Raw genomic sequence first — 11,512 nt, forward strand, 5'->3', positions numbered from 1 at the left:
CGTAGGACCACGGGCTGCGACACTCGGCCCATGGACGTCGACGTCACCGCCAGCGGGTTCTGCGGGGTCGTCCTGGCCGGCGGGACCGCGGCGCGGATGGACGGGGTCGACAAGTCGGGCGTCGAGCTCGGCGGGCGCACCCTGCTGGCGTACGCCCTCGACGCCCTCCTCGACGCCGACGAGGTGGTCGTGGTCGGTCCGTCGGTCCCGACCGAGCGGCCGGTGACGTTCGTGACCGAGGACCCGCCGCGCGGCGGCCCGGTGGCCGGGCTGCTGACCGGGGTGGACGCGCTGCTGCGCACGCCCCGGCTCGTCGGCGTGCTGGCGGTCGACATGCCGCGGGTGACGCCGACGACCTTCCGCCGGCTCCGCGAGGCGACGGCCGGGCACGACGGCGCGTTCCTCGTCGGCCGCGACGGGCGGCGGCAGCTGGCCGGCGTGCTCGACGCCGCGCGGCTGGCGGGCGTACGCCCCGACCTCGAGGGCCAGCACGGCATGGCGCTGCACCGGCTGCTCGCGCCGCTGGACCTCGCGACGGTCGCGGCCGTCGGCGACGAGGCCGTGGACGTCGACTCGTGGGCGGACCTGCGCGACCTCCGGTGATGGCCGGCCTCCCTTGCAGGCCCCGGTGGGTTGCGAGACATTGGGACCGTGAACCTCCACGACTGGATCGATGAGCTCAGCGACGTCCTCGACGTCGAGGCCGAGGTCGACGAGGGCCTCGTCCTCGACCTGGCCAAGGTGGCCGCCGACAACGTGGAGAAGATCGCGGCACCGATCACGGCCTACCTCCTCGGCGTCGCCGCCGGATCGACCGGCGCGAGCCCGGAGGAGGTGGAGCGGCTGGCGGCCCGGGCGCAGGCGCTGGCGGAGGGCTGGGACCGACCCGCCGACGCCCCTGACCCGGCCGACGTGGACGATGACGTGCCGGACGACTCGTCCGTGGACCACTCCACAGATCTCTACGAGGACTGATCGCGTGCGCGCTGCCACAGCCACCGGGGCCGGTGGCCCCGACGTCCTGTCCGTCACCGAGGTCGACGAGCCCCGCCCCCAGCCGGGCGAGGTGCTGGTCGACGTCGTCGCGACCGCGGTGAACCGCGCCGACACGCTGCAGCGGCAGGGCTTCTACCCGCCGCCGCCCGGCGCCTCGGACATCATGGGGCTCGAGTGCAGCGGCCGCATCGCCGAGCTGGGCGAGGGCGTCGAGGGCTGGAAGGTCGGCGACGAGGTGTGCGCGCTGCTCGCCGGTGGCGGGTACGCCGAGCGCGTCGCCGTGCCCGTCGGCCAGGTCATGCCGGTGCCCGGCGGGGTCTCCCTCGTCGAGGCGGCCTGCCTGCCCGAGGTCGCGGCGACCGTGTGGTCCAACGTCTTCATGACCGCGCACCTGGCGCGCGGCGAGCGCTTCCTCGTCCACGGCGGCGCCGGCGGCATCGGCACGATGGCGATCCAGCTGGCCGCCGCCCGGGGGGCGGAGGTCTTCACCACCGCCGGCTCACCGGAGAAGCTCGAGCTGTGCCGCTCGCTGGGCGCGACCCACGCCATCGACTACCACGAGGACGACTTCGTCGAGGTGCTGCAGGAGGCCGGCGGGGCCGACGTCGTCCTCGACAACATGGGCGCGAAGTACCTCGGTCGCAACGTCACCTCCCTCGCGACCGGCGGGCGGCTCGTGATCATCGGCATGCAGGGCGGCAGCAAGGGCGAGCTCGACATCAACGCGCTGCTGCGCAAGCGCGCCTCGGTGACCGCGACCTCGCTGCGCGCGCGGCCGCTGTCGGAGAAGGCGGCGATCTGCTGCGGCGTGGTGGAGAACGTGTGGCCGCTCGTCGCGTCCGGGGACGTCCGGCCGATCGTCGAGACGACGATGCCGCTCGAGGACGTCGCCCGGGCCCACCGGATGATGGACGACGGCGGTCGCGCCGGGAAGATCGTCCTCACCCTCTGAGGCGCTGCGGTCGACGCTTCGGCGGCCCCGGCTAGGGTCGTGACATGACCCAGCAGCAGCCCGAGGCCCCCAGCACCGAGGACCAGGTCGTGGTGGTCGGTCCCGACGGCCAGCCGATCGGCACGATCCCGGCGAGCGCGCTGCCCGACATGGTGCAGGCCGCCGACGGCGACGAGGACGGCCAGGGCGAACGGCACGTCACCGAGCTGGTGGAGCAGCCGGCGAAGGTGATGCGGATCGGCAGCATGATCCGCCAGCTGCTGGAGGAGGTGAAGGCCGCGCCCCTCGACGAGGCGAGCCGCCAGCGCCTCAAGGAGATCCACGCCGCCTCGATCACCGAGCTCGAGTCGGGCCTGGCCCCCGAGCTGGTGGAGGAGCTGCAGCGGCTCTCGCTGCCCTTCACCGAGGAGGGCGTCCCCTCCGACGGCGAGCTGCGGATCGCCCAGGCGCAGCTCGTCGGCTGGCTCGAGGGCCTCTTCCACGGCATCCAGACCGCGATCTACGCCCAGCAGATGGCCTCGCGCGCCCAGCTCGAGCAGATGCGGCGCGCGCTGCCCGCCGGCGGCGGCCAGCCGGGGCAGGTGCCGACGGGCATGCCCACCATGCCGACGTCCGGCGCGCCCGGGTCGGGCGACTCCGACGGCAACCGCGGGGGCATGTACCTCTGAGTCGTCAGCCCCGGTTGAGCCGCCGCACGACCACGAGCCCGAGCAGGCCGATGATCGCCGCCGCGGCGCCGGGTGCTGCGGTCCGCGCGAACCCGGCGGGGGGCGAGTCCTCCACCTTGGTCCGGACCGCCTGCGGTGGCGGTGGTGGCTCGATCGCGGTGTAGCCCGCGGACAGCTCGGCGACCTTCTCGAGCTTGTCGACCTTGCCCTGCGTCCACTCCGCCGTGCCGCCACAGCTGTCGGCTTCGTAGGGGGCGGCGTCCCCGGTCGCGAGGAAGATGTACTCGGTGTCGGTCGGGAGCTCGCCGAGGCCGCAGCTCCTGGCCCCGCCGGCGCTGAAGACCTGGGTCTCCCGCTCCGGGGCGCCCTTGTAGGCGCGGGTCGCCTCGATGTCGTAGGTCCAGTCGTTGCCGGCCTGCTCGACGTTCTGGACGGTGCCGATGAAGATCGCGTCGGCGCGCGCGACCTGGCGCTCGAGCGTGCCCTGCCGGCAGGTGCAGTCGGCGGCCGCCGCGGACGTGGCGACCGTCGCGACCAGGCCGAGGCACGCGAGGAGCAGCGCGGCGGCGAGGCGTACGGCGCGGATCATGCCCGGCAGCCTACCGAGGCAGGTCGAAGAGGTCCGCGAGCACCGCGGCCACGCCGTCCTCGTCGTTGCCCGGCGCCACGAGGTCCGCCGCCTCCCGCACCGAGGGGTGCGCGTTGGCCATGGCGTACGCCGTCCCGGCCCACTCGAGCATCGGCAGGTCGTTGGGCATGTCGCCGAAGGCGACGACGTCCTCGGCTCCCACGCCCAGCTCGGTCGCGACCGTGGCGAGCGTGGTGGCCTTGGTGACCCCGGCGGCGCTGATCTCCACGAGCGCGAACGTGGAGGACCACGTCGTCGTGGCGAGGTCGCCCACCGCGTCCTCCACGCGCCGCCAGAACTCCTCGGGCTCGTGATCGCGGTGCACGGCGAGCACCTTGACCACGTCGTCGGTGTAGATCGACTCCCAGGTCCCCTGCTCGGACCGGAGGTCGTCGGGGTGGCGCGGGAAGCCGGTCTCGCTGGCCCAGCCGCCGGTGTGCTCGACGGCGAAGGACGTGCCCGGCACGGCGGCCCGGACCCGCTCGGCCAGCTCCAGGCCCACCTCGCGGGGCACCGCGCTGAAGTCGCGCACCTCGCGGCGCGCGACGTCGTACACCACCCCGCCGTTGCTGCAGATCGCCAGCCCGTGCCCGCCCACGGCCTCCCACAGGTCGACCATCCAGCGGACCGGGCGGCCGGTCGTGAAGACGACGGGGACGCCGCGCTCGTCGAGGGCGTCGAGCACCGCGCGGGTGCGGGAGGAGACCACGCCGTCGGCGTCGAGGAGCGTCCCGTCGAGGTCGGTCGCGACCAGCCGGGGAGCCGACCGGCCAGCTAGGCCGGGAACCATCGCGACATCTCGACGGCGGCGCCGTGGTCGACGACCGGGTCGGTGACGGCGTCGGCCGCCTCCTTGACCTCGTCGACGGCCTGTCCCATGGCGACACCGCGGCCGGCCCACCGGAGCATCTCGATGTCGTTGCGACCGTCGCCGATCGCGAGGACGTCGGCGGCCTCGAGGCCGAGCCGGGCGCAGACGTGGGCGAGCCCGGAGGCCTTGGACACGCCGACCGGGGAGAGGTCCATCCAGGCCGTCCACCCGACGACGTAGTCGGTGCCGTGCAGGCCGAGGCGCGCCGCGAGCTCGATGAAGTCGTCGGCGGTGGCCTCGGGGTCGCGGATGATCACGCGGCTGACGGGCTCGCCGACGATGTCGGAGACCTCGGTGATCACCTGCTCGCCGGACAGCTCGCCCTCGGGGAAGACCCGGTTGACCCGGTAGCCGCCGACGCCCCGCTCCTCGACCGCGACGAGGGCGTTCGGGTGGTGCTCGAGGACGGCCGCGACGGCCGGGGCGGCGTCGAAGGTCTCCTCGTGCACGACGTCCATCGGCGGGTAGCGGAAGACCACGGCCCCGTTGGACGCGACGACCCAGAGCTGGTCGGCGTCCTCGCGCGGGATGTGGAGCAGGTCGGCGATCCGGGTCATCCCGTGCGGCGAGCGGCCGCTGGCCAGGACGATGTGGGCGCCCGCGTCGAGCGCGCGGTGCACGGCGTCGTGCACCGGCGCGGTGATGGTCTCGTAGTCCTCGGTCTGCCCGTCGACCCAGGCGAGCAGGGTGCCGTCGATGTCGAGCGCGACGAGCCGGGGCTGCCAGTCAGCCAACGGAGACCGGCTTCATGACCTCGAGGCCACCCAGGTAGGGACGCAGCGCCTGCGGCACCGTGACCGAGCCGTCCTCGTTCTGGTGGGTCTCGAGGATCGCCACGATGGCGCGGGTGACCGCGGTCAGCGTGCCGTTGAGGGTCGCGACCGGGGTCGTCGATCCGTCGACGCGGGTGCGGATGTCGAGGCGCCGTGCCTGGAACTCCGTGCAGTTGGACGTCGAGGTGAGCTCGCCCCAGCCCTTGCGGGTCGGGATCCACGCCTCGCAGTCGAACTTGCGCGCGGCGCTCAGCCCGAGGTCGCCCGCGGCGGTGTCGATCACGCGGTAGCAGAGCTCCAGCTTGTCGAGGAACTCCTTCTCCCACGCCAGCAGCCGCTGGTGCTCGGCGTAGGACTCCTCGACGGTCGTGTAGACGAACATCTCGACCTTGTCGAACCAGTGCACGCGCCAGATGCCGCGGGTGTCCTTGCCGTGCGAGCCGGCCTCCTTGCGGAAGCACGGGCTGAAGGCGGCGTAGCGCAGCGGCAGCGTGCCGGCGTCGAGGATCTCGTCGGAGTGGTAGGCCGCCATCGGCACCTCCGAGGTGCCGACGAGGTAGAGGTCCTCGCCCTCGATGCGGTAGACGTCGTCGGCCGCCTGGCCGAGGAAGCCCGTGCCCTCCATGGCCCGGGGGCGTACGAGGGACGGCGCGGCGGTCTGCACGAAGCCGGCCGCCCGGGCCTGGTCCATCGCCAGGTTGACCAGCGCCAGCTGGAGCTGGGCGCCGATGCCGGTGAGGAAGTAGAAGCGCGACCCCGAGACCTTGGCGCCGCGCTCGAGGTCGAAGGCGCCGAGCATCGCGCCGAGCTCGACGTGGTCGCGCGGCTCGAAGTCGAACTCGCGGGGAGTGCCGACCTGCTCGATGACGGTGTAGTCGTCCTCCAGCCCGGCCGGGGCGTCGTCGTCGGCGATGTTGGGGATCGCCTTCATCGCCTCCTCCCACGCGGCCTCGGCGGCGGTGCGGGCGGCCTCCGCCTCCTTGACCCCGGCGGCGAGCTCCTTGACCTGCGCGAGCAGGGTCTGCTTCTCCTCGCCCTGCGCCTTGGCCACGAGCGCGCCGCTGGCCTTCTGCTCGGCCCGACGGGCCTCGAAGTCGGCGATCGCCTGCCGTCGTGCGGAGTCGGCTGCGAGCGCCCGGTCCACCACGTCGTCGGACAGCCGCCGCTTGGCCTGGGCGGCGCGTACGCGGTCGGGGTCGTCACGGAGCAGGCGAGGGTCGATCACAGCGAAAGGCTAGCCGGAGGGGCGTGGGTGGAAGGAATTGGTTGTGGGCATACTTCGCGGGTGACCCCCGCCTCTCGCAACCGCACCCTCGGCTGGGCTGCGCTCGCGGCCGTGCTGTTCGGGGTCCTCGGCGTCCTCGTGACGCGCGACCGCGCCCCGCTGGACGCCTTCGACGTCGAGGGGCGGCGCCTGGAGGACTGGGCGGACGACTCGTCGGCGCTGGTCGACGTGCTGCGCGTGATCGAGGCGGCGTTCGGCACCATCGGGATGACCGTGCTCACGGTGCTGCTCGTGGTCGTGCTGTTCCTGCGGCGGCAGCGGTGGGCGGCGCTGCTGGTCGCCGTCGTGATGGCCGTGACGTCGGTCGCCACCACCGTGCTCAAGGTGTGGCTGGGCCGCGACCGGCCCGACTGGCAGGACACCCTGGGCCTGCACACCAACTACAGCTTCCCGTCGGGCCACGCGTCCTCGACGGGCGCCTTCGCGGCGCTCCTGGTCATGCTGCTCGTGCTCTTCGTCCGGCGCGCCAGCCTGCGGCGTACGGGCATCACCCTCGTCGTCGGGTGGTGGCTGCTCGTCTGCGTCGACCGCGTGCTCCTGGGCCGCCACTTCCCGACCGACGTCATCGGCGGCTCGCTCCTCGGGGTCGGCGTCTTCCTGCTCGCGCTCGCATTCATCGACCCCCGCCCGCGCCTCACGGCCGCCAAGGCCGAGCCGCTGCCGGAGGTCTACGCGTCGGAGAAGCGGCTCGCCGTCATCCTCAACCCGATCAAGGTCGAGGACGTCGGCCAGTTCCGCTCGATCGTCAGCACGATGGCCCGCGAGTCGGGCTGGTCCGAGCCGACGTGGCAGTACACGACCGTCGAGGACCCCGGCACCGGCATGGCCGAGCGGGCCGCCGTCTCCGGCGCCGACCTCGTCATCGTCTGCGGCGGCGACGGCACGGTGCGCGAGGTGTGCGCCGAGCTCGCGGGCACCGGCATCCCGGTGGGGATCATCCCAGCGGGCACCGGCAACCTGCTCGCCCGCAACCTCGACATCCCCCTCTACATCCGCTCGGCGATCGACGTCGCGCTCAACGGGCAGGACCGCGCGATCGACCTGGTCGAGGTCGGCGGCGACGGCATCGAGGACACCCACTTCATGGTGATGGCCGGCATGGGCTTCGACGCCGCGATCATGGAGGGCGTCAACGAGGACATCAAGAAGAGGATCGGCTGGGTCGCCTACGTCGTCTCGGGCCTCAAGTCGCTGATGTTCCCCGCCGTGCGCGTCGAGATCCAGGTCGACGACGAGGAGCCGACGACCCACCGTGCGCGCACCGTCGTCGTCGGCAACGTCGGCTTCCTGCAGGCCGGCATGCCGCTCCTGCCCGACGCCACCATCGACGACGGCGTCCTCGACGTGGTGATCATCCACCCGCGCCAGTTCCTGTCCTGGATCACCGTCGCGATGCGCGTGCTCCGCAAGAGCCCGATCGTCGACGAGACCCTCGACCGCCGCACCGGCTCCCGCGTGCGGATCAAGGCCTCCGCCGACACCCCCCGCCAGCTCGACGGCGACTCGATCGGCGAGGGCCGCGAGCTGTGGATGGAGTGCATCCACGGGCGGTTGCTGGTGCGCGTGCCACGCTGAGCCCGTCAGGGCGCGAAGCGGTAGCCCATCCCCGGCTCGGTCACGAAGAGCACCGGGTGCGCGGGGTCCGCCTCGAGCTTGCGCCGGATGCTGGCCAGGTGGACGCGCAGGTAGTTGGTCTGGGTGTCGTACGCCGGCCCCCACACCGCGGTCAGCAGCTCCGCCTGCCGGACCAGCCGCCCCCGCCGCCGGGCCAGGACCTCCACGAGCTTCCACTCGATCGGCGTGAGGTGCACCTCCACGCCGTCGCGGGTCGCACGCGAGTCGGTCACGTCGAGGCGCAGGCCGTCGACCTCCACGACGAGGTCCGGCTCCTCCCGACCGGCGCGGCGCGACGTGGCGCGCACGCGGGCGAGGAGCTCCTCGATCGAGAACGGCTTGGTGATGAAGTCGTCGGCGCCGAGGTCGAGCGCCTCGACCTTGTCGTCGGACTCTGTGCGCGCGGACACCACGATCACCGGGACCTGGGTGAAGGAGCGCAGCTGGGTCAGCACCGCGATGCCGTCGAGGTCGGGCAGGCCCAGGTCGAGCAGCACGACGTCCGGCATCCGCTCGTCGACCACCTGCAGCGCCGAGCGGCCGTCGCCGGCCGTCTCGACCTCGTAGTCGCGCGCCCGCAGGTTGATCGACAGGGTGCGTCGCATGGCGGGGTCGTCGTCGACCACCAGCACGAACGTCATCGGGCCTCGCTCTGCTCGGACGGGGCGGGCAGGTCCAGGACGAAGGTCAGGCCGCCGCCGGGGGTCTCCTCGGTGGTGATCGTCCCACCCATCGCCTCGGTCAGGCCCTGCGCCACCGCGAGGCCGAGCCCCACCCCGTCCTGCTGCGGGACGTCGCCGAGTCGCTGGAAGGGCGTGAACAGCCCGGCCCGCTCGTGGTCCGCGACGCCCGGCCCGGTGTCGGCGACGCGGAGGAGCACGCGGTCCCCTGCGGTCGCGGCGGCGACCCGGACCTGCGCGGACCCGGGGGTGTACTTCAGCGCGTTCTCGCAGATGTTGGCCAGCACCCGGTCGAGCAGCCCGGCGTCGGCCAGGACCGCGAGCTCGGGGTCGACCGCCACCTCGATCCGTCCTCCGCCGGCGAGGGGCGCGATGGCCGCCCGCACGACCTCGGCGAGGTCGACCTCGCCGAGCAGGGGCCTGACCGCGCCGGTGGAGATCCGGCTCATGTCCAGCAGGTTGGCGACCAGCGCGCTGAGCCGGTCCGTGGACTCCTCGATCGTGGCGAGCAGCTCGGCACGGTCCTCCTCCCCGAACGTCACGTCCGTCGACCGCAGGCTCGCGACGGCCACCTTGGCCGCGGCCAGCGGGTTGCGCAGGTCGTGCGACACGGCGGCCAGCAGTGCCGTGCGCGTGCGGTCCGCCTCCAGCAGCCGCAGCCGCTCGACCTCGGCCGCGGTCGCCGCCCGACGCTCACCCATCACCTTGGCGTAGGCGGCATAGGCGTTGAGCAGGCCGCGCTCGGACGCCGGGAGGGTCGCGCCGGCGAGGACGAGGGTGCTCTCCTCGTCGATCGCCGCCGACACGTCGGCCCGCTCGACGGAGGTGGGCGGGGTGCCCCAGCTCGCGACGACGGTCTCCGCGCCCCCGTTCCGGCGTACGACCGCGGCGCCGGAGGCGTCGAGCAGCCGGCAGGCCGACGAGAGCAGCCCCTCGAGGTCGTCGCTCGAGGTGAGCAGGCTGTGGGCGAGCACGGTGAGCGCGTCGGCCTCGGCACGGGCCGCGGTGGCCTGCGCCGTACGCCTCGCGGCGGTGTCGACCACGGTCGCGACCGCGATGCCGACGGCCACGAAGATGGCGATCGTGACGACGTTCTCGGGCTCCGCGATCGTCAGGGTGTAGAGCGGTGGGGTGAAGAGGTAGTTGAGCAGCAGGGCGCTCGCCAGCGCGGACACGACCGCCGGCGCGAGCCCGCCGATGAGGGCCGTCGCGACGACGACCACCATCAGCGACATCGCCTCGATCGGCAGCCCGTGCAGGTCGGCGGTGAGGTAGAGCAGCGCGCTGACGACGACGGGCATCGCGAGCCCGAAGACGAGACCGGCCAGGCGTCGTCGCGGGCCGACGTTGTCGACCCGCGGTCGGGTCGCGGAGCGTCGGGCGTAGTCGTGGGTGACGATGTGGACGTCGATGTCGCCGGAGCCGGTGACGACGCGCTCCCCGACGCCCGGTCGCAGCAGCGTCGGGACCCGGCCGCGGCGACTGGCGCCGATGACCACCTGGGTGGCGTTCTCGGCCCGCGCGAACGACAGGATCGCGTCGGCCGCGTCGTCGCCGACGACGGTGTGGAAGGAGCCGCCCAGCTCCTCGGCCTTCGCCGCGAGCTCGGTGAGCCGGTCGGGCGAGATGCCGGTCAGGCCGTCCTGCCGCGTGACGTAGAGCGCCTGCCACTCCCCGCCCGCGCGTCGGGTGGCGATGCGGGCGGCTCGCCGCATCAGCGTGGACGACTCGGGTCCGCCGCTGACAGGCACCACGACGCGCTCGCGGGTCGCCCACGTCGAGTCGATCTCGTGCTGGTCGCGGTAGCGCTCGAGGCCCTCGTCGACCCGGTCGGCGAGCCACAGCAGGGCCAGCTCGCGCAGCGCGGTGAGGTTGCCCTCGCGGAAGTAGCGCGACAGGGCCGCGTCGATGCGGTCCGCGGCGTAGACGTTGCCGTGCGCCATCCGGCGCCGCAGCGCCTGCGGGCTCATGTCGACCAGCTCGATCTGGTCGGCCGAGCGGACGACGTGGTCCGGGACCGTCTCGCGCTGCCGGACCCCGGTGACCTGCTCGGTCACGTCGTTGAGGGACTCGAGGTGCTGGACGTTGACGGTCGTGACGACCTCGATGCCCGCGTCGAGGAGCGCCTCCACGTCCTGCCACCGCTTCTGGTGGGTGCTGCCCGGGACGTTGGTGTGGGCGAGCTCGTCGACCAGCACCACCTCGGGCCGGCGTGCGAGCACGGCCTCGAGGTCCATCTCCTCCTGCACGGTGCCGCGGTGGTCGATCCGGCGGCGCGGCACGACCTCCAGGCCCTCGGCGGCCTTCTCGGTCCTCGGTCGGCCGTGCGTCTCGACGTAGCCGACGACCACGTCGGTGCCGCGCTCGAGCCTCCGGTGCGCCTCGTCGAGCATGGCGTAGGTCTTGCCGACACCCGGGGCAGCGCCGAGGTAGACGCGCAGCCGCCCTCTCTCCATGCCCTCAGTCTCCACCCGTGGCGGCAGCGGCGACCGCCACGTTGAGCTCGAGCACGTTCACGCCCGGCTCGCCGAGGAAGCCCAGGCTGCGCCCGTCGGTGTGGTCCGCCACGAGCTGCTCGACCTGCGCGAGCGGAAGGCCGTTGGCGCGCGCCACCCGCGGAGCCTGCAGGTCGGCGTACGCCACGGAGACGTGGGGGTCGAGGCCGGAGCCGGACGCGGTGACCGCGTCGGGCGGGACCTGCGAGGCCTCCACCCCCTCGCGCGCCGCCACCTCGGCCCGGCGCTCGCGGATCGTGGCGACGAGGCCCGGGTCGAGGGGCCCGAGGTTGCTCGGCGCCGAGGCGAGGGTGTCGTGGTCGTTCGGGGACGGGCGGGAGTGGAACCACGCGTCGCCGTCGAACTGCTGGCCGAGGAGGCGCGAGCCGACCACCACGCCGTCGACGCGGACGGGTGAGCCGTCGGCGCGGTCGCCGAGGCCCTGGCCGACGGCCCACACGGCGACCGGGTAGAGGACGCCGAGGACGACGGTCATCACGAGCAGGAGGCGCAGTCCGGCGAGGGACTGCCGGGCGAGGTCGGACAGCAT

12 protein-coding genes are annotated in these 11,512 nt (G+C 73.5%); 5 read left to right on the forward strand and 7 right to left on the reverse strand.

What is annotated here, in order from left to right; genetic code table 11:
* Positions 1 to 30: 30 nt before the first annotated feature.
* Genes mobA through F4692_RS06665 form a run of 4 tightly spaced genes read left to right on the forward strand, consistent with a single transcriptional unit; the run spans position 31 to position 2,616 of the window.
* Positions 31 to 603: a molybdenum cofactor guanylyltransferase gene (gene mobA, locus F4692_RS06650; protein ID WP_179618783.1), complete on the forward strand. Its 573-nt coding sequence runs from the start codon at positions 31 to 33 to the stop codon at positions 601 to 603.
* Between the two features lie 48 nt (positions 604 to 651).
* The gene (locus tag F4692_RS06655) at positions 652 to 975 is read left to right on the forward strand and encodes a DUF6457 domain-containing protein (protein ID WP_179618784.1); all 324 of its coding nucleotides are present in this window, start codon (positions 652 to 654) and stop codon (positions 973 to 975) included.
* A gap of 4 nt (positions 976 to 979) precedes the next feature.
* Complete coding sequence (locus tag F4692_RS06660; RefSeq protein WP_308645180.1) at positions 980 to 1,948, forward strand: NAD(P)H-quinone oxidoreductase; 969 nt, start codon at positions 980 to 982, stop codon at positions 1,946 to 1,948.
* A gap of 44 nt (positions 1,949 to 1,992) precedes the next feature.
* Complete coding sequence (locus F4692_RS06665) at positions 1,993 to 2,616, forward strand: bacterial proteasome activator family protein (protein ID WP_179618786.1); 624 nt, start codon at positions 1,993 to 1,995, stop codon at positions 2,614 to 2,616.
* Between the two features lie 4 nt (positions 2,617 to 2,620).
* On the opposite strand, the gene F4692_RS06670 is transcribed toward F4692_RS06665, so the two are convergent.
* Genes F4692_RS06670 through serS form a run of 4 tightly spaced genes read right to left on the reverse strand, consistent with a single transcriptional unit; the run spans position 2,621 to position 6,113 of the window.
* Positions 2,621 to 3,205, reverse strand: coding sequence for a hypothetical protein (locus F4692_RS06670; protein WP_179618787.1), 585 nt, complete (start codon positions 3,203 to 3,205; stop codon positions 2,621 to 2,623).
* Positions 3,206 to 3,215: 10 nt separating this feature from the next.
* On the reverse strand, positions 3,216 to 4,034 hold the full coding sequence (locus F4692_RS06675; RefSeq protein WP_179618788.1) for a Cof-type HAD-IIB family hydrolase: 819 nt from the start codon (positions 4,032 to 4,034) through the stop codon (positions 3,216 to 3,218).
* Positions 4,019 to 4,849 carry an HAD family hydrolase gene (locus tag F4692_RS06680; protein ID WP_179618789.1) on the reverse strand — a complete coding sequence of 277 codons (831 nt, stop codon included), beginning with the start codon at positions 4,847 to 4,849 and terminating at the stop codon, positions 4,019 to 4,021. Before F4692_RS06680 ends, F4692_RS06675 begins: the two co-directional genes overlap by 16 nt.
* Entirely contained in the window at positions 4,842 to 6,113 is a 1,272-nt protein-coding gene (gene serS, locus F4692_RS06685; RefSeq protein ID WP_179618790.1) for a serine--tRNA ligase, read from the reverse strand. The genes F4692_RS06680 and serS overlap by 8 nt, the downstream gene beginning before the upstream one ends.
* A gap of 60 nt (positions 6,114 to 6,173) precedes the next feature.
* Between serS and F4692_RS06690 the strand changes: the two genes are divergently transcribed.
* Complete coding sequence (locus F4692_RS06690) at positions 6,174 to 7,748, forward strand: bifunctional phosphatase PAP2/diacylglycerol kinase family protein (RefSeq protein WP_308645181.1); 1,575 nt, start codon at positions 6,174 to 6,176, stop codon at positions 7,746 to 7,748.
* A 5-nt stretch (positions 7,749 to 7,753) separates the two neighbouring features.
* Here the strand turns inward: F4692_RS06690 and F4692_RS06695 are convergent, their stop codons facing one another.
* From F4692_RS06695 to kdpC, 3 genes are read right to left on the reverse strand one after another with little or no spacing between them, the layout of a single operon-like run.
* Positions 7,754 to 8,428: a response regulator gene (locus F4692_RS06695; protein WP_179618791.1), complete on the reverse strand. Its 675-nt coding sequence runs from the start codon at positions 8,426 to 8,428 to the stop codon at positions 7,754 to 7,756.
* Positions 8,425 to 10,923, reverse strand: a complete 2,499-nt coding sequence (locus F4692_RS06700) for a sensor histidine kinase (RefSeq protein WP_179618792.1) — start codon at positions 10,921 to 10,923, stop codon at positions 8,425 to 8,427. The genes F4692_RS06695 and F4692_RS06700 overlap by 4 nt, the downstream gene beginning before the upstream one ends.
* Before the next feature lie 4 nt (positions 10,924 to 10,927).
* Positions 10,928 to 11,512: a potassium-transporting ATPase subunit KdpC gene (gene kdpC, locus F4692_RS06705; RefSeq protein WP_179618793.1), complete on the reverse strand. Its 585-nt coding sequence runs from the start codon at positions 11,510 to 11,512 to the stop codon at positions 10,928 to 10,930.

Source organism: Nocardioides cavernae (assembly GCF_013410035.1).
GTDB classification, from domain to species: domain Bacteria; phylum Actinomycetota; class Actinomycetes; order Propionibacteriales; family Nocardioidaceae; genus Nocardioides; species Nocardioides cavernae_A.